The following is an 18,767-nucleotide window of genomic DNA, read 5'->3' on the forward strand; positions in this document are numbered from 1 at the left end:
GGTGAAGGCCCTCAGGTATGCGCCCTGGGTCGGCAGCACCTTACGGCCCAGCAGGTCCAGCGCCTGAATACCGGTGGTTCCTTCATACAGAGTGGAGATACGCGCGTCACGGACGTTCTGCTCCATGCCCCACTCACGGATAAAGCCGTGGCCACCGTAGATCTGCACACCGTGGTTGGCGGATTCCAGACCGGCTTCGGTGAGGAACGCCTTGGCGATCGGGGTCAGGAAGGCCATCAGCTGATCGGCCTCCTTGCGCTCTTCTTCACTGCCCGCCAGCTTCACCTTGTCACCCAGTTGCGAGCACAGGTATACCAGCGCCCGGCCACCTTCAGCGAAGGATTTGCTGGTCAGCAGCATGCGGCGCACGTCCGGGTGTACGATGATCGGGTCAGCCGGCCCGTCCGGGTTCTTCGGACCGGACAGGCTGCGCATGGCCAGACGTTCTTTGGCGTAGCTCAGTCCACCTTGCAACGCCACTTCAGCGTGGGCGACACCCTGGATAGCGGTACCCAAACGGGCAGTGTTCATGAAGGTGAACATGCAGTTCAAGCCCTTGTTCTCCGGGCCGATCAGGTAACCGGTGGCACCGTCGAAGTTCATCACGCAGGTGGCAGAGGCCTTGATACCCATCTTGTGCTCGATGGAACCACAGCTCACCGCGTTGCGCTCGCCGATACCGCCATTACCGTCGGTGAGGAACTTGGGCACGATAAACAGGGAGATACCCTTGGTGCCTTTCGGCGCGCCGGGCAGACGGGCGAGAACGATGTGGACGATGTTCTCGGCCATGTCGTGTTCACCGGCAGAGATGAAGATCTTGGTACCGGTGATGCTGTAGGAACCGTCCGCGTTGGGCTCGGCCTTGCTTTTCAGGATACCCAGGTCGGAACCGCAGGCGGGCTCGGTCAGGCACATGGTGCCGGTCCACTCGCCGCTGATCAGTTTCGGCAGGTAGGCCTGCTTCTGCTCGTCGGTGCCGTGTTCTTCCACGGTGCAGACAGCACCATGGGACAGACCCGGGTACATGCCCCAGGACCAGTTGGCAGAACCGACCATTTCGCTCATGGCGATGCCCGCACTGTTGGGCAGGCCCTGGCCGCCGAATTCCGCATCACCGCTCAGTGCCGGCCAGCCGCCTTCAATGTACTGGGCATAGGCTTCCTTGAAGCCCTTCGGAGTGGTGACTTCGCCATTGTCGAAACCACAGCCTTCCTCATCACCGCTACGGTTGAGTGGGGACAGCTCGTTTTCAGCAAACTTGGCACCTTCCTCAAGAATGGCACCAAGCAGCTCGCTGTTGATCTCTTCCAGACCCAGCCCTTCATAGTGAGCATCCAGGTCCAGGACTTCATTCAGCACAAAGCGCATATCGCGCAGGGGAGCCTTGTAATCCGGCATCTCAAATCTCCCTAAATAATCGATGTCAGTCAGGCGGGCCGGGGGCTCGCCGGTAATGTGGATGGTAATCTTAGGGCAGCCCTCCGGGGCCGCTCCAGCCCTATTTGTGACCCGCGAGTCAAACAAGCGTTTGAAACTACCGTTTGCCTCTCTAGTTAACTGTTTTAACAGGTTTTTCGTAAAAACAGGCCGGAGTTGCGGCGGTATCCTCTCCCCTGCCGTGGACATTGGGTATACTCGCCAAAGACTGGTGAATGACTGCTTAGGAACCCGCCAATGATTGATACCAACCTGCTCGACATCCTGGTTTGCCCGGTCAGCAAGGCACCGCTGATCTATGACGACAAGACCTGCGAACTCAAGTGCAAGGCCAGCGGTCTGGCCTATCCGGTCCGTGATGGTATTCCTGTCATGCTGGAGGATCAGGCTCGCTCAATGAGCAACGAGGAAGTCAGCAACCTGTAAACGGATGCTGGCCGTGCCAGACGGAAATACCGGCAACGTAAAAGGATCACTGCATGTACAAGTCCCTGGCGCTGGCCCTGACACTGATCAGTGCCTCTCTCTGTGCCGCCACCCTCCACGCCGAAGAAAACCCGCAAGCATCCGAACGAGAGAAAGAGGAAGAAGCCCAGGCCTCCGACGGCGATAACGACCCGGTGCCCGATGAATCTCCGGAGACCATGAGCAAGACCCAGCAGCAGAACGATTGCCTGTTGCGAAGTGCTCAGACCGCCAATGAGCAGGTCACCCTGAAAGAACTGCGCGGCTGGTGCCAGAACGGCGAAGAGCTACCCGGGGAGCGCACCAACGAGGATGCCTTGCGCGCCCGCCTGGCGCTGGAAAACACCACCCGCGGCAACCCCTTTGTGATTACCCCGCACCGCCGCAATTACCTGCTGCCGTACAGCTACTGGTCCAACCGCCAATGGAATGACCCCGACAAGGATGACCGGGACCTGCAGCCCAACGAGGTGAAGTTCCAGCTCTCACTCAAGGCACCGCTGAAGGAAAACATCGTCGATGATGTGACCTTGTGGATGGCTTTCACCGGCACCTTTTTCTGGCAGGCCTACAACAGCGAGATCTCCGCGCCGTTTCGGGAAACCAACTACGAGCCGGAAATCTTCATTTCCAAACCGGTGGACTGGCAGATCGGCCCACTGGATTCCGAGCTGCTGGTGGCAGGCTTCAACCACCAGTCCAATGGCCGCGATGTACCGGTGTCGCGAAGCTGGAACCGGGTGTTCATGAATTACGTCTTCAAGACCGGCGACTACTACTGGTCCGTGAAACCCTGGTACCGGATTCCCGAAGAAGAGAAAGACGATCCGCTGGATACTTCCGGTGACGATAACCCGGACATTGAAAAGTTCATGGGCAATTTCGAACTGGAAGTGGCCTACCCGTTCCGTAACCACGTACTCGAACTGATGGTGCGCAACAACCTGCGCTCCGACAACAAGGGCGCCGGCCGCATCAACTATTCCTTCCCGCTCAGTAAGCGTTTCAAGGGTCTGGTTCAGGTGTTCAGTGGCTACGGGGATTCGCTGATCAACTACGACGATTACGAAAACCGTTTCAGCTTCGGGATTTTGTTGACCGATTCGCTGTAGCCCACAGCGCCGGAATCACACCCTGCAGGCACCATGCTCGCATGGCGAATCGAGCATAGCGCCTGGTTAATACCACAACGTAAACAGCAGCCGCGTTACCGTGGCATCGAAGCTGTACAACGGTTCGGTGCCCGGGGTGGTGTCGACGCGGATGTCGCGGAAATTCTCGTAGTCAAAGCTGAAGCGATCCACCCACAGATTCAGCCCTGCCCGGTCGAAGGTTTGCCAGTTCGGCTTGCTGAATTCGAAACCAATCCCTACCCCCACCACCGTAGAGCTGAATTCGCTGAGCTCCTTGTCTCTGGCCAGGAAATTCTGGGCATTCTGGAATGGAAACAGGTCGGCATAGAAATCCGCCTGGTCTTGCTGATAGGCCCGATAACGCCCTTCCAGAGTCCACTTTCCTCCCAGCGGCTGTATCAACTTCAATTGCCAGCTACTGGCATCAATACCCCAGGAGTCGTTATACAGCCGGTACTCGCCATGCAGGCCGGCCCGCCAGGGTAAGTAGTAGGACAGCCGCAGCGAGGTGGCTTCACTGGTGCGGGTCTCTGGATATCGCTCCGGTTCAAAGCTGTAATTGCCACCCGATGTCAGATAACGCACGGAACGGTAGGGATTGTTCAGATAGCCTTCATCGGTGATCAGCTCATGACCCAGACTGGCCCTAAGGTTGCGGGTAAGGATCTGCGACAGATTGATACGAAAATGCTGCCGATCGGCTTCTTCGGCGAAGGTGTTATCGTCACTACGAAACACTTCATCCCAGCCTTTCGAATAACCAAAGCTCAGGGTTGTCAGATCGCCAAAGAAATCCTGACTCATGTCAAAATGTACCGAGTTCGCCTCGAAATCATTTTCTTCGCTGTTGGCGTAACTCAACGAATAGATGGCCTTGCCATGCAGGTAATCCACGCCAACACTTTTCTCGGTGCGCTCTTCAGAGTAAGGACTGGCACTGACCAGCACATCAATGGACGCCGCGGAGACTTCATCCACGTAATAATTGGCATGCACTGCCACCTTGTCGGCCACGGACTTTCTTACCAGCACGGACGGACCATTGATTTTCATACCGCCACCTTCGTACTGGTGGTACAACACATCAAGCCGGTCCTCCGGCAATACCGAGGCCTGCAGCAACGTGCTTGAAAAAACCAGCACGACCACCAGCAGCGTACGCATCAGTTGCATCCACAGCCTCCACCGGCACTGCCTTCCGCCCCGCGCATGCTTTCGCGCGCCTGATGCACATGGCCCATGTAGCTTTCCGCCACTGGATGTGCCGACACGTTCATGACCGGGTCCGCCAGGCGGGCACGCTCATAGGGCTTTAGCCACGGCTTGACGGCGCAACCGCTGGCAGTAAACGCCAGCAATAGCACAAGACCGGAGAGGCGCATCATTCCCGCTCTATTCATTCCAGCACCAGCGCCTTCACCTGGTCTTCGTATTTATCCATGTAGCCGTCCCTGTAACCACGATGGTGATGACGGACCACACCATTGCGGTCAATCAGCACAGTGGTGGGCATAGCATCCACGCCATAGGTTTCACTGGTGCTGTTCTGCGGATCAAACAACACCGGGAAGGTCACCGGAATCTTGTCCAGCAGGCGATCCGCCTGGTCGCGATGTTCATCCAGATTGACTCCCAGCACGGTGAAGCCGTAGTCGCGATACTCCTGATAAAGATCATCCAGCAACGGCATTTCCGTACGGCAGGGTCCACACCAGGAAGCCCAGAAATTCAGCAGGACCACGGTTCCACGCTGTTCGCTGAGTTTCAGATTGCTGCCATCCAGTGTCTTGAGTGTAAAGTCCGGAGCTGGCTCACCCTCAGCGGCAAACGCATTGCTGAAAAAAAGCAACGCCAACGCGCCTATCATCATTGTCAGTGTTCTTTTCATTGTTGCTCCCCCATTTCTTTTTTTCAGAAAAACAGACTGACGCCAGCGGTCAGCTCCAGATTGTGTGTGGTCTTGTCCTCGCCAAGCACATCCAGATTGAAGACATGGTCTTTCATATCCACCCGCACGGCGATCAGATCATTGACCAGCAGCCGGTAACCCACACCGACACCCAGAGTGAAATGCTCGTCGCCAGCGAAATCGGTTATCCCGGCTCCGCCAAGCAAATAAAAGGCGTTGTTAAACGTTCGTCCGCCGGACAGAAAGGCCTCACCGGGAAGCAGGTTGTAGCCCACCGACGCCTGATAATAAGTAAACTCACGCTCATCATCATTGAGCAGACGTACGCCCGCATTGAGCGTTTCGAAACTGGTTTCCCCCGCCTCGGCACGGCCCAGCACGGCTTCGAAAAACACATCCTCGGACAGGTGATAATCCAGCCGCACGCCGACTACTGGCTCGGCGCCGAAATCCTCAATAGAGAGAATGCCCGCGTAGACTCCGGCCTCGAAGTTTTCGCTATCGATATCCGCTTCCTTGATACGACGCCGCTCGATTTGCGGGTCCAGTACCGATGAAGCGTCTGCGTCACGCACCGCAGATGTGTCATCTGCCGTTTCCGCTATTGCGCCTGCCGGGAGCAATAGCGGCAGGATCAGAACAGCAGGGAGAAACCGAGTTTCCATTCTTCCAGATTCCGGTTGTCGTTTTCTTCGGTGAACAGCACATAACTTCGGTATTCACCCCGTAATACAAATCCGCGAGCGAGGTAGGCCTTCAGCCCGGCGCCGGCAAAAGCCAGAGTCTCATCACGGTTTTCCGGGCGGACCAGGGTCGCCCGGGGTTCAATACTGGCACGGCCGGTTCCCAGCATCGTATAAGGAGAGACTCTCCAGCGGGGAAACAGCTGATGCTGCAGGTTGAGTTCAACCAGCTTGTTATTGGAAAAATTGCCACTCGCCTGGGTGAACATGGCCTCGGCAGTGAGATTTTCCGTGAACCGGTAGCCAAGCCCCACCGCCAGCGAGGTAACGCCTTCAAGCTCTCCCGCCAGTACCGATGCCTGCCAGTGCCCACCGGTAAAGTCCTCATGGCCCAGATTCTGCAGTTCCGGTGTCTCACCGCTGCCGTCCAGGGTAGACAGTAACGCCTTGCGAGGCACCCAGCCGATGCGTCCACGGGCGGTTTCCACCTTAATCCAGCCGGCGCGCTGAAACAGCAAGGTCAGCGGCGCATGGCGCTCTACCACATGGAAAACCGGGTAACCGCGACCGGGCCCGGTATGGATATCCACGTAGGGCTCCGCAACCTTCACTTGCAAGGGAGGTGACGGTTCGGAGGAAACCGCTTTTACCGGTAACAGCACCAGCATGGATAACAACACAACTACAAGGCGCAACGGGTGCGTCTCCCCTTTCAATCGGACATCAAATAAGCCCGGCATGTCGATTCCGGGCTTGTTTTCATGGCAAGCCATTTACGCCATTGGCCTTGTGAGCAAGGCTCCAACGACACCAGTCAGGTTAAACAGACTCGGCGCTTTATCAGTTTTCGGGCACTCGGAACGGGTCGTTATAGAGCTGCGCCCCCAGATCGGTCCATTCCGCCAGCAACCGCAATTCTTCCACCGTCAGCCAGCTGTCATGGGCACCGCCCTGCGCAAAGGTATCAAAGAATGCGTCGGAATTGCGCGCCTGGCCAGCCCGGATGGGCGCCGAGACCGGCACGGTTTCCGTCACCGGAACAGGATTACCCATGTTATCCAGAATCAGCTCGCCGTCTTCATCAGTTTGGTAAACCACGTTGCCATCACCGTCAGTGACGATCTCCAGCCGGTCTACCAGGGCGCCGTCTTCCAGCACCAGTTCGTTGTCATTGAACAGCAGTTCCCGGTAGCTGGTGGGCTGTAACGGCTGATCTGCAGACGCCTCACCAGTGAGCTCCAACTGCGCCGGCGGTACCTGCAACGCATTCATGGCATCCCGACGATTGTGGCAAGAAGAGCAGGTAACATCCTGCAGGCTGCCGCCCACGTCCGCCTGGCGCGGCAGATCCCAAAGCGGCTGAATGTGGTCCTGATAATGAATCACCGTGCGGCATTCCGCCTGCCATTGCTGCTGACAGGGCACCGGGGCTGGCGCCAGGGTCTGCAGGTCCGCATAGGCCAGCAACAGGTCGTCGGCCGGTGCCGGATCACTCCAGGCATCAAAGCCGCGCATATCAATGGCCGGGATTTCCCGCTCCGGATAGAGACGAGTGAGCGCCTGGGCCATGGTTTCGCCGGCATCAGCAAAGCCGACCACATCAGTGCGGGTATTTGGGAACGGTTGCCCGGTAAGGGGAGCACCCGCATTGATCGAAGGTGCCATGCCATCGGTACGGCCATGGGGCAACGGCGAATTGTTGGCGTGGCAGCCCTGGCACTGCAGGGTTTCACCCGGGCGCAGGTTGATCCAGGCACCATGCCGGCTGTACACCGCCTTGCCCGTGGCATCGACCAATTGCAGGCCCAGCGGCGCGTCAGCGGGTACCCGCGCACGCACCGAGCCGTCCGGCTCTACCGGCACATAACCGACAATTTCACGCATGCCGAAATTAGCCGACCGCCCGAACTGGGCGCCGGCGATATCCCGGACATCCTCGTCAGGGATCAGCACGCCCTTGGTAATACGCAGAAACCGCACCTGCCGCTCTTGCGGAGCCACCAGGGAGGGGTCCCGGAACTGTTCAAGCGTGGAGATACCAGGAAGCCCGGGGTTATTGAAACTGACGAACCGGCTATCCATGTCGTAGACACTGCGAATATCCAGCCGTGCCAGATTGTCTTCAGCAAGGGCATCATCCCGTTCACTGTCCAGAGCCTGCGATGGCAAGGTCCGCGCCGTTGCCACTGCCAGTTCTGTCACCCAGAGATTGTCCTGCGGGGTGACCACCGGCCGCTGGGTGCCCTCGGCCGGGTCCAGAATCCACAGACCGAAGGCAGGCGGTGCTTCCGGCAGCCCCTGACTCAGATACTCGTCGGTGCAGGGCCGCAGGGTTTGACCTTCCAGCAAGCGACAGGGAGACCAGGCCATCAAAAAACGACCGGAGCCATCATCCATGCTCACCAAATCCGCCAGGCGCCCTTCCGCCGCCACGGCATCACCCAGGGAACTGGCAGGGCCAGGCAATGCCTGCTCTGCCTGACTACCAACCCGGCCAAACAGTGGGCCCTCACGATTCACGAAGTTGCCAATATCGATGGCCAACGGCTGCATCTGTCCGGCGCCGGCCTCGCGCAGACGGGCAGCGGTGAGCAGACGCCCATCGCCCATGAGTGAGAGGGGCAGGAATTCTCGAGTGCGGTCATTACCGGCGTCATGGCTGTCGGCCCCATAAAGGGGCGTCAGCCCGGTTCCGTCCGGGTTAACCCGGTACAGGTCAAAGCGGTTTTCATTATCCTTGTTATCCCAACGAAGGAATACCACCCGCCCGTCGCGCCCCACCAGCGGCGCCACATCATGACTCATATTGAAGGTAATCTGCTCAATCTCCACGCCGTCAACACTCATCACGTGCAGGGCGAAAGCATAGGTATCCCGGCCTTCTTCCAGAGGGGTGAACTGGGGTTTCCCCTCGTCCAGCAATCGGGCCCGGGCCTGGCGCTGGCGGGTTGAGGCAAAGACGATACGGCCATCGGGCAAATAGGCCGGATAGCGATCCTGGCCTTCTTCTGCGCGCAGGTCGCTGCTGATCAGCCGCCGCGCGCCGCCCGTTTGAAAATCGTATTCCCACAGGTTCCAGGTGGGCTGCTCGTCCTCATCCGCATCGGCAATTTCCGGCGCCCGTGCAGAAAACAACAGGCGGCTGCCGTCATAACTCATGGTGAGATCACGAACATCGTGGCCGGAATCGAAAATCGTCGTGGTGACATCACGGGCCACAGCACGGGAGGAAGCGCTGTCGCGCACCATCAGCCTGGCCCCGGCCTGAAACGCTGCCGGTTCTTCCAGAGACTCAACCACAATCTCACCGTCGTCATCCCGGGGCAGCGAACGCTGCACATACGCCACCGGGATATCGGTTACCGTGGGGTCTTTCTGCTGATCCCCCCCGTCCATGCCACCGCAGCCGCTCATCCCCATGAGCAGGCCCAGCAGGACAGGTACCCTCATTATTTTCACCGTTCGTCCGTTTTTTTCTGGTTTGTGTCAGTATCGCGAATCTGTTGTTGATTTTCTGGGCCCCAATTCACAGAGCCTGATGCAGAATGTCATGGACAATGCCTGCGGGAAACGGGAAATCTGTTAAACGGTCGATCCGTACTGCCAATCAATGGCAGGCGGACGACAGCGTAACAAAGAAAAAGGATACAGCCATGAAAGGCTATCGGGGGATCTTTCTGGTGGCGCTGGCTCTGAGCTTGCCTGTGACAGGCATGGCCAACAGTCGCGACCAGGCACAACGCATTCATAATCGTCTGACGGGCGTGCCGGCGGATGCCGCCACACTGACGACCATGGCCAACCTGATTGAGGGCAACGCCACCAGCGGCCCCCGTGACGCGGCGGAACTGGCCATGGACCACCCGGCGTTCTATAACGTCACTCTCAAGCAGTTCGCCACACCGTGGACCAATGAAGCCCAGGATGTGTTCGCGCCATTGAATGACTACACCGCCACGGTAATCGGTTCGATTCGCGACGATCTGGACTTTCGGCGCATTCTCTACGATGACCTGCTTTACGTGGGCAACGTCACCCCGGCAGCCTCTGCGGACAGCAATGCCCATTACCGCAACCTGGAAAGTCAGCATGCCAACCTGGCGGATGTGCTCTCCGCCAGCAGCCAGGCCAGCCAGTACGGCACGCCCTCACAGGCCGTTGCCGGTGTGTTGACCACCCGTGCCGCTGCCAATGCCTTTTTCTATGCCGGCACCAACCGAGCCATGCTGCGCTTCACCCTGATGAACCATTTATGTCGTGACCTGGAACAGGTACAGGACACCACTCGCCCCTCCGACCGTATTCGCCAGGATGTCAGCCGCAGTCCCGGCGGCGACAGCCGTATTTTCCGCAACAACTGCATCAGCTGTCACAGCGGCATGGACCCGCTGGCGCAGGGCTTTGCCTACTATGACTGGGAAGGCCCCCAGGAAGGGGATGGCGGTCGCATGGTCTACAACACCAGCGCCGATCCGGATACCGGCACCCGAGTGCAAGGCAAATATCTGATCAACAGCAACAACTTCCCCTGGGGCTACATCACCCCTGACGACGACTGGGACAACTACTGGCGCAAAGGCCCCAATGCCAACCTGGGCTGGGACCCGAACCTGAACGGCAGTGGCAGCGGCGCCGCCAGCCTGGGCCGGGAACTGGCCCACAGCGAGGTGTTCGCCACCTGCCAGGCGGAGAAGGTGTTTCAGGCGGTGTGCCTGCGCAAACCCGCAGACAGTGCCGACTCCTCTCAGCTTGAGGACATGACAAGCCAGTTCAAAAACGATAACTACCGCATGAAGACACTGTTTGCCGATGCGGCCACCTACTGCATGGGGGACTGAGGCGATGCGATACTTACCACTTGTCAGTACGCTCCTGGCCGCGTTGATCAGCGGCTGTGGCGGCAGCAGCAGCGGCTCCGACACCACCCCGAACGTTAACAGTGGTGGCGGCAACAACAACGTCACCTATGACGGCCCTGCACCGCGCAACGCCGACGTCTCCGCCTTCAAGATCTATATCTGGAACAATCTGGTCAGCGAGCAACGCTGCGGTGCCTGTCACCGCGATCAGCAGCCGGCCTTTCTGCAGACAGGTGATATCAACCAGGCCTATGCAGCGGCCAACCCGCTGATCGACCTCAACCAGCCTGCCTCCTCGCAGATGGTGCAGAAAGTGGCAGGCGGCCATAACTGCTGGGAATCCGACCCGCAGTTCTGCGCCGATCAGATCAGCACCTGGATCAGCGCCTGGGCGGGCGAAAGCCTGGGACTCGGTGGCGGCACTACGGAACTGGAAGAACCGCCACTCAAGGACCCCGGCAACAGCAAAAATTTCCCCCAGGACCCAAGCCTGTTCCAGACCCATGTCTACCCGTTGCTGGACGACCATTGCAGCGACTGCCACCAGAGTGATGCCAACACCCCCCAGGGCCCCTATCTGGCTGCAGATGATGTGAACGAGGCATACACCGCCGTGCGCAGCAAGATCGACCTGAACCGCCCGGAATTGAGCCGCTTGGTCGAGCGTCTTGGTGAAGATAGCCACAACTGCTGGAGCGACGACTGCGACAGCGATGCCATGGCCATGGAAAATGCCATTCGTGCCATGGCGAACGCCATTGTCCCTACCGCCCCCGATAACGATCTGGTGCTGAGCAAATCACTCAATGTGGACGATGGCACCCTGGCCGCGGGCGGCGGCCGTTACGAGAGCAACATCATCGCCCGCTATGAATTCAAGACCGGAGAAGGCCTCACCGCCTTCGACAGCTCCGGGGTGGATCCAGCCATTCACCTGCAATACAACGGCGATGTCACCTGGGAAGGCGGCTGGGGCATTCGCCTCAACAACGGCAAGGCCCAGGGCAGCACCGCCACCAGCAAGAAGCTCAGTGACATGATCCGTACCACCGGCGAACTGACCCTGGAGGCCTGGCTGGTACCCGCCAGCACCGGCCAGGATGATGCCCATATCATCAGCTACTCCGCCGGGCCGGACGCGCGCAATCTGACACTGGCTCAGAGCGGCAGTAACTATCAGGTATTCCAGCGGATCGGCGAAGCCACCGATGGCAACGGTGAGCCGGCACTGGAAACCGCCGACGACCCGCTACAAGCCAGCCTGCAGCACGTGGCAGTGACCTTCGACCCGGTCAACGGCAGACAGATCTATATCAATGGTGCCCGCAACGGCGCCACCGATCCGGTCAGCCCCGCCCTGCTCAACACCTGGGACGACACCTTCGCCCTGGTGCTGGGCAACGAGGCGTCCAGTGACCGCCCCTGGGAAGGGGTAATCCGTTTTGCCGCCATCCACAACCGGGCACTCACTGAAGAACAGATTCGCACCAACTTCGACGCCGGCGTCGGCGAGCGTTATTTCCTGCCCTTCTACATCGGTCATCTGATCGACCAGCCCGGCGCCTATGTCGTGTTCGAAGTGTCCCGCTTCGATAACTTCAGCTACCTGTTTGCCGCGCCCTACTTCATCAACCTGGAGCAGGACATCGTCAGCGAGGAAGTCCCCCTGGCCGGCCTGCGTCTGGGCATCAATGGCCAGGTGCCGGATGTGGCACAAGCCTTCGCCACCCTGGACACAGAGATCGGCGGCGACGGCTACAGTGAACAGGGCGAAACCCTGTCCCGCCTGGGCACCTTGCTGCCGGTGGAACAGGGCCAGGATAACGATGAATTCTTCCTGACCTTTGACCGCCTGGGCAGCCATACTCATGTGCATACCGAACCGCAGCCCCTGCCGTTGACCCCGAACGAATACGGCGAACAACCGCTGGCGGGACTACGCAACTTTGCCGAAATCAACGCCACCATGAGTGTGCTTACCGGGGTACCGGAGGGTTACGGAGACGTACCGGACACCTATCAGCGCCTGCGTACCCAACTGCCCAGCGAGGAAAATATTGAAGCCTTCCTCACTGCTCATCAGGTCGGCGTGGCGCAGCTGTCCATCGAGTACTGCAACGCCCTGGTGGAAGCCGAGCGCAACAATGATGCCAGCATCACGCCTCTGTTCGTGGGACTGAACTACAACGCTGGCGCCGACACCATCACCCAACAGCAATGGCGTGACTGGGTCATTTCCCCGCTGTTCGAACGCATGGTCGGCAATGGTCAGGCTGACCAGCCGTCCCGCGCCGATGTGGAAGGGGAGCTGGAGCAGTTGTTATTCGATACCAACCTGACCCAGTGCAGCAGTAACTGCGTGGAGCGCACCGCCACCGCGACAAAGGCAGCCTGTGCCGCAATGCTCGGCAGCGCCACCATGCTGGTTCAATAAGGGGAAAATGATGAAACGTAGCTTTCTCAAAAAACGTCGGCAGCCCCTGCATCCGGATGCGCCGCTGCTTAATCTGGGCCACGGCAAGCCAATCAGCCGCCGGGATATGCTCGGGCGTGGCCTGATCAGCGGGGCGGCCTTCGGCAGTGTCGGCCTGTTCGGTCTGTTCAGTAATCCGCGCGACGCCATGGCTGCCCTGTCCGGTGATCTGGAAGGCATGAAAACCGACTGTGGTATCGCTGCCGCCGGGGCCGGCAAGATTCCCTTCATCTGTTTTGATCTGGCCGGTGGCGCCAATATCGCCGGTTCCAACGTACTGGTGGGTGGAGAAGGAGGACAACAGGACCTTCTCAGCAGTGCGGGCTATTCCAAGCTTGGGCTACCAGGCAACCTGGCGCCCAATAATGACCCAACCACCATCAATACCGAGCTGGGGCTGGCATTCCATAGCGACTCCCCCTTCCTGCTTGGCATTCTCGACAAGGCGCCAAACGCCACCGCCAATGTGAATGGCTGCGTCATTCCGGCACGGTCTGAAAACGATACTGCCAACAACCCACACAACCCCATGTACGGCATTTTCAATGCCGGTGCCGACGGCGAATTGCTGTCATTGATCGGCTCGCGCAGTTCCATGTCCGGCGGCAACTCCATGTCCCCGGATGCGTCCATCATTGCCTCAGCCCGACCCACCAAGGTAGACCGACGCTCCGATGTGACCGGTCTGGTAGACACCGGCAAACTGGTCGGCCTGCTCGACCAGGCCGATGCCGTGTCGGTAATGGAATCCATCGCCCGCATCAGCCACAAACGCATCGACCGCATCGACAGCGGCCTTACCGATGCCAATCGCCGCGACAACCTGCGCAACCTGTTGCGTTGCGGTTATGTGGAAGCCGCGGACATTACCGACCGCTATGGCGATCCATCGACCCTGGATATTAGCCAGGACATGGACATCCTAAGCATCTTCTCGGACGCCGAACTGAACGACCGGGAGTTTGAAAAAACCGCCTCGGTAATGAAGCTGGTGGTCAACGGCTACGCCGGTGCCGGTTGTATCAGCATGGGCGGTTTTGATTATCACACTGGCGAACGGGGCACTGGCGAAATCCGCGACCGCCGTGCCGGCCGTTGCATGGGCGCCTGCCTGGAGTACGCTCGTCGCAAGGGAGTGCCATTGATGATTTATGTGTTCAGCGATGGCTCCGTGGCCAGCAACGGACGCATCGATGACTCTGCCGAAGGGCGCGGCAAGGGCGAATGGACTGGCGACAACTCCTCAACCGCCGCATCCTTCTTCCTGGTCTACGACCCCAATGGTCGCCCCACGCTCAGTACCGCCGGTGGCACCGCCGAACAACATCAGCAGCTGGGCTGGATGCGCCCGGATGCCTCGGTAGAAACCGCCGGCACCCCGGCCGCCAACAACGTGAACCTGCTGGCAGAAACCGTGTGGCTGAACTATATGGCACTACACGGTGAGCAGGGCGACTTCAGCGCCCGCTTCCCCAACCACAGCCTGGGCAATGCAACTTCCATGGATCGGCTCACCGCCTTCGAACCCATTGTCAGTGGTACCATTACCTGACAGCAACCGTTGGAGCTTTGTCTGCAAGGCTCCAACGGTGTCAGCCTTGTGAAATGGCGCATGGCCACTCACACATACACTGGCTCCCGGATACCCCCATGGACCCTCGCCCAATTCGCGCCCTGTTTTCCTGCCTGTTACTGCTACTGTCACTACCCCTGCATGCCGATTGGCAACAACACGACTGGGATGTGATGGGCACCCGCGCCAGCGTCTCCCTGTGGTCCGAGGAAGATGCCACCCCCCTGTTCCAGCAACTGGAAACAGAAATGGCGCGGCTAAACCGGTTGCTGTCGCCCTGGGTGGAAGACAGCGAGCTGGCCCGACTCAACCGGCAAGGCCATGAAAAACCGCAAACCATCAGCCCCGAGTTCTACCGGTTGCTGGAACAATCCCTGCACTACTATCAGCTCACCGGCGGCGCCTTCGACATCACCTTTGCCAGCGCCGGACATCTCTACGACTATCGACAGGGCAAGGCGCCCCATGATCAGGAACTGGAAATAGCCGCCCGACATATCGGTGCCGACCGCATTGAACTGCTCGCCGATAACCAGGTGCGATTTCGCACATCAGGCACCCGCATTGATCTTGGCGGGATCGCCAAAGGCTATGCCATCGACCAGGGGATCGCACTGCTGAAAGCCGCCGGCATTGAACATGCCTGGCTGGCTCTCGGGGGTGACAGCTATGTACTCGGCGACCACCGCGGCCGCCCCTGGGAAGTGGGCATCCAGCACCCCCGCGACCAGAAGAAAGTCGCCATGCGCCTCCCCATCGCCAACCTGGCCATGTCCACCTCCGGCGACTACCAGCGCTACTTCATTCAGGAGGGACGCCGCATTCATCACATCCTGTCCCCGCAAACGGGCAAAAGCATTGATGGGCTGGCCAGCGTCACCGTGCTTGCAGACAACAGCCTGGATGCGGACGCCTTGTCCACCAGTGTCTTCGTGTTGGGAGTCGAAAAAGGGCTGGCGCTGATCAACCGGCTAGCGGATACCTCGGCCATCATCATCGACCGCAACGGCAATGTTTTTTATTCCGACGATTTAACAACACCGGAGTAACGGTGGATTACGCCTGCCGGGAAGATGGATTACGCCTTCGGCTAATCCACCCTACGTGTCTACGGGCGGGCGACCAGCCAGGTGCCGGCGCCAATCATGATGCCGCCGGCGGCGATGCTCAGGGGCTGCTGAAAACGGGGGTTGCTGTGGCGGATCATCCGTTGCGCCAGTAATGCATACACTGCCTTAACCCCGCCCACACTGAAAACCGTAATCAGCAGCACCGCGACAAGATGCGCCGCATCCGGCGAGTGCATATCTACAAACAGGGGAAACAGGCTGGCATAGAAAACGATGGCCTTGATGTCGCCCAGGGTCACCGCCAGGCCGGCGAGAAAACTGACGGTCTTGCTACCACCGGCAAACGGTTCGACTCGCAATGCAGCCCCGCGTTGCCGGATCAGGTTGATGCCGAACCACACCAGCCAGAGCCCGGCGGCAATACGGACCAGGGCAAACAAGCCACCCAGTTGCTGGGCCAGCTCGCTCATTCCCCACAGGGCAAGCGCAGCGAACAACAGATCCGCCACCACAATACCGGCGGCCACCCACAGGCCCTGCGCCACACCCAGCCGGGCAGAACGCACCACCACCAGCGCCACACTGCTACTGGGCAGTGCCGCCAGCACCATCATCACCGGCATCAGTAACAGTAACCCGTATCCATCCATGGTCATGCCTTGCGATAAAACTCGTTAACTTGCGAACAAGACTCCCACAAAATCGTTGCTCTCGACACAAGAAATCGCCGTTGCTGCCTGGCTGGCAAGGCGAAGAAAACCGCGTCCCTTGTTACTCTACGAGAGGCGCTGAATCACTGCTCGCCGCCGGCTCCCGGCTATTGCGCAACGCCTTGTTATACAGATCCGCCAGCCCTTCATGGGCTGCCGCGCTGAAGCGCTTCAACCGCTTGCGGGTCACCGTGACCTGCTCAAACGCTGACGCCTGCAGGGAATATTGCTGACGCCGCATCAGCCGCTCACCGCGCTGCTGCAAGCTGGCCAGCTCCTGCTCCAGGGCGGGCAGTTCCTGGCGGAAAAAATCCAGCCGCTGGACCCGGTTACTCGCCACCATGACCCGGCTACGCAATTCACGGGTCTGATCCAGCATGGCGCTGATGTCATTCAGTTTCTGCTGGCGTTGCCACTGGCGTGGCACGATATCCTGCTGCATTTCCCACAACAGAATTCCCTTGTAGAAATCCAGCTTGGCGGTCATATCCGGCCGTTTCCGCTTGCCCCAACTCCGGGTTTTTCGCTCGGCCTCCTGCTGAGCCTGCCAAAGACGCTGCTCCTTCTCAGTGGCAAAAGGCAACGGATCTTGATCCGATACAGCGGTTTGATAATCACGCTGCAAACGGGTGAGCCGCCCCTGGAAATCCTGCTGGGACAATTCCCGCAGCAGGGCCTGTGCCTGAGGTCTGACTTCCTGATGCTTACGCTCATGGGCGGCCAGCATGGTCTGCATGGCGGGCAAGGTATTCTGCCATTGGGTCAGCAGATTCCGTTGCCGCATCAGCTCATGGTAGTTGTGCCAGCCATGCTGGAATTCCGTGGTGGCAAACCATTCGTAGAAAGTCGGAAAGCTCTTCACCCGCTTCGGCAGAAACGGCGGCACCGGGTCCATGGCCGTGGACCAGCGTGGCTCACCGACCATTTCCGCAAACCAGTCACCATTGGCAATGCGCGCCTCCACCTCCAGCAGGTACTGCTCCAGCCCGTCGAAGCGTTCCAGCGCAGTCTGGAAAGCCTGACGAGCGGAACGCTGGTCGCCCATCTGTTCGTACAGATAGGGGATCGCCAGCTGCGCTTCCTGCACGGTAGAACGCTGGATCGATTTACGGTCCAGTTGTTGCAGCACCGGCAACGCCCGGGCCGGCTGGTTCTCGATCAGCAGGGCGCGGGCGTAAAGCAGCAGGGAGACATCAGCGAACGGCCCTTCCAGGCGGGCATCGCGCAGCAGCTGCAAAGCACGGTCCTCCTGATCGCTGCGCAGCATGTAAATTGCCAGCGCCAGCATCGCCTTGTCCTTGATCGCATTGACCTCCGGCGCACCGGGCGGCAGATTGGCCAGTTCCCACAACCATTCCTGGCCCAGGCCAGGGTGCTTGCCGTTGATCCAGCTGATCGCCAGGTTATAGCGCAGGTAGGCATTAAGCGGGTGATTGGCGGCAAAGGCATCCAGGGATTCCGCCGCCTCTTCATAGCGGCCCAGGCGCATCAGCACCCGTGCCCGCAGGCTGTGGTAAACCTCTTGCAGATCCGCAGGCGGCGTACCGGCCTGCTGCTCCAGGGTGTCCAGCGCACGGGGGTATTTCTGCTGTCGGTAGTAAAGCCCGGCCAGATGAATCCAGGCGCGCTGGGCCACCTCGCCACTGACCTGCTGATCCAGCAATGCACTGAACACCCGCTCGGCATCTTCCGGCATGCCGTAGGCGCTGTACATGGCGCCCAGCAGCACTTCCAGATCCGCCCGGTGCACATCCACCTCACCCCGCTCCAGAGCCATCTGCGCCCGGGTCAGGGCAGCGAAATAATCCCCCTGCAGGTAAAGGTACGCCACTTCCCCATAGGCCAGCTCCTGCACTTGATGCGGCTTGTCCAACCGCCCCCAGGCCAGTGAGCTGATCAGCAACAACACCACGCCAGACCACTTCAGCATGTTCGCCTCAGCGCCAGTCACGGAACAGGAGACGAGGCTGCTGTTTGGCCTTGTCATCCTCAATATGCAGCTGGACGAAATGACGGCCATGGCGCTTTTCAAACTGCCCGGTGACACCCCGTCGAATTTCCCGATCTTCCGGCCCCATGCCAGTCACAAAGGCGGTGATTTCGTGTTCACCGTTTTTCACGTTGGCCAGCGCCAATCGCTGCACCGCACCATTTTTCAGGGCCCGGATTTCCCGCTCGGTGTAAAGATGGCTGGCCAGCACTTCGCCATCCAGCTCCAGAGTAATGCTGTCAGGCTGAAAGTAATGGCCCACATCCAGGGACACATAGATGCCCACCTGGGTATCGGCAGGAAACAGCAGTTCCTCCTCCAGCAGTAGCAGACGCTTATTGACTTCCAGTACGTCGCGCTTGAAGTCCGCCAGCTCCTGATCCAGCTCGGCCCCCTGAAGCTGGCTGGCAACCAGCATCAACAGCAACACTACTACTTGGCGCATTGCGCTCCCCCAATCCC

Annotated in this window: 16 protein-coding genes; 6 read left to right on the plus strand and 10 right to left on the minus strand. The window is 59.4% G+C overall.

The features are described 5' to 3' along the window. The coding region (locus tag ACFE0K_RS06305) for an acyl-CoA dehydrogenase family protein (RefSeq protein ID WP_434535252.1) at positions 1-1,401 on the minus strand (1,401 nt) is incomplete at its 3' end. Positions 1,402-1,677: 276 nt separating this feature from the next. Here ACFE0K_RS06305 and ACFE0K_RS06310 point away from each other — a divergent pair. Both ACFE0K_RS06310 and ACFE0K_RS06315 read left to right on the plus strand, forming a co-directional pair. Then, positions 1,678-1,866, plus strand: coding sequence for a Trm112 family protein (locus tag ACFE0K_RS06310; RefSeq protein WP_434535253.1), 189 nt, complete (start codon positions 1,678-1,680; stop codon positions 1,864-1,866). A gap of 53 nt (positions 1,867-1,919) precedes the next feature. Continuing rightward, positions 1,920-3,017: a phospholipase A gene (locus ACFE0K_RS06315; RefSeq protein ID WP_434535254.1), complete on the plus strand. Its 1,098-nt coding sequence runs from the start codon at positions 1,920-1,922 to the stop codon at positions 3,015-3,017. A 66-nt stretch (positions 3,018-3,083) separates the two neighbouring features. On the opposite strand, the gene ACFE0K_RS06320 is transcribed toward ACFE0K_RS06315, so the two are convergent. The 6 genes from ACFE0K_RS06320 to ACFE0K_RS06345 form a co-directional block, all read right to left on the minus strand. Further along, on the minus strand, positions 3,084-4,211 hold the full coding sequence (locus tag ACFE0K_RS06320) for a DUF3570 domain-containing protein (RefSeq protein WP_434535255.1): 1,128 nt from the start codon (positions 4,209-4,211) through the stop codon (positions 3,084-3,086). Then, entirely contained in the window at positions 4,202-4,438 is a 237-nt protein-coding gene (locus ACFE0K_RS06325) for a DUF4266 domain-containing protein (RefSeq protein WP_434535256.1), read from the minus strand. Before ACFE0K_RS06325 ends, ACFE0K_RS06320 begins: the two co-directional genes overlap by 10 nt. Beyond that, the gene (locus ACFE0K_RS06330) at positions 4,435-4,926 is read right to left on the minus strand and encodes a TlpA family protein disulfide reductase (protein WP_434535257.1); all 492 of its coding nucleotides are present in this window, start codon (positions 4,924-4,926) and stop codon (positions 4,435-4,437) included. The genes ACFE0K_RS06325 and ACFE0K_RS06330 overlap by 4 nt, the downstream gene beginning before the upstream one ends. Positions 4,927-4,949: 23 nt before the next feature. After that, the gene (locus tag ACFE0K_RS06335; protein WP_434535258.1) at positions 4,950-5,522 is read right to left on the minus strand and encodes an outer membrane beta-barrel domain-containing protein; all 573 of its coding nucleotides are present in this window, start codon (positions 5,520-5,522) and stop codon (positions 4,950-4,952) included. Between the two features lie 59 nt (positions 5,523-5,581). Then, on the minus strand, positions 5,582-6,370 hold the full coding sequence (locus tag ACFE0K_RS06340) for an outer membrane beta-barrel protein (protein WP_434535259.1): 789 nt from the start codon (positions 6,368-6,370) through the stop codon (positions 5,582-5,584). Between the two features lie 100 nt (positions 6,371-6,470). Next, on the minus strand, positions 6,471-9,080 hold the full coding sequence (locus ACFE0K_RS06345; RefSeq protein WP_434535260.1) for a hypothetical protein: 2,610 nt from the start codon (positions 9,078-9,080) through the stop codon (positions 6,471-6,473). Between the two features lie 203 nt (positions 9,081-9,283). On the opposite strand from ACFE0K_RS06345, the gene ACFE0K_RS06350 reads away from it, so the two are divergent. From ACFE0K_RS06350 to ACFE0K_RS06365, 4 genes are all read left to right on the plus strand, one after another. Continuing rightward, positions 9,284-10,468, plus strand: coding sequence for a hypothetical protein (locus ACFE0K_RS06350; protein WP_434535261.1), 1,185 nt, complete (start codon positions 9,284-9,286; stop codon positions 10,466-10,468). A 4-nt stretch (positions 10,469-10,472) separates the two neighbouring features. Beyond that, positions 10,473-12,923, plus strand: a complete 2,451-nt coding sequence (locus ACFE0K_RS06355) for a LamG domain-containing protein (protein WP_434535262.1) — start codon at positions 10,473-10,475, stop codon at positions 12,921-12,923. Positions 12,924-12,933: 10 nt separating this feature from the next. After that, a complete protein-coding gene (locus ACFE0K_RS06360) occupies positions 12,934-14,514 on the plus strand; it encodes a hypothetical protein (protein WP_434535263.1) in 1,581 nt (526 codons plus the stop codon). A 98-nt stretch (positions 14,515-14,612) separates the two neighbouring features. Continuing rightward, complete coding sequence (locus ACFE0K_RS06365) at positions 14,613-15,584, plus strand: FAD:protein FMN transferase (RefSeq protein ID WP_434535264.1); 972 nt, start codon at positions 14,613-14,615, stop codon at positions 15,582-15,584. Between the two features lie 59 nt (positions 15,585-15,643). Here the strand turns inward: ACFE0K_RS06365 and ACFE0K_RS06370 are convergent, their stop codons facing one another. From ACFE0K_RS06370 to ACFE0K_RS06380, 3 genes are all read right to left on the minus strand, one after another. Continuing rightward, complete coding sequence (locus ACFE0K_RS06370) at positions 15,644-16,255, minus strand: LysE family translocator (protein WP_434535265.1); 612 nt, start codon at positions 16,253-16,255, stop codon at positions 15,644-15,646. 121 nt (positions 16,256-16,376) lie between these two features. Then, complete coding sequence (locus ACFE0K_RS06375) at positions 16,377-18,245, minus strand: tetratricopeptide repeat protein (RefSeq protein WP_434535266.1); 1,869 nt, start codon at positions 18,243-18,245, stop codon at positions 16,377-16,379. Positions 18,246-18,252: 7 nt separating this feature from the next. After that, complete coding sequence (locus ACFE0K_RS06380) at positions 18,253-18,750, minus strand: hypothetical protein (RefSeq protein ID WP_290510768.1); 498 nt, start codon at positions 18,748-18,750, stop codon at positions 18,253-18,255. Positions 18,751-18,767: the final 17 nt, after the last annotated feature.

The organism is Alcanivorax sp. (assembly GCF_051117345.1).
GTDB lineage: Bacteria > Pseudomonadota > Gammaproteobacteria > Pseudomonadales > Alcanivoracaceae > Alcanivorax.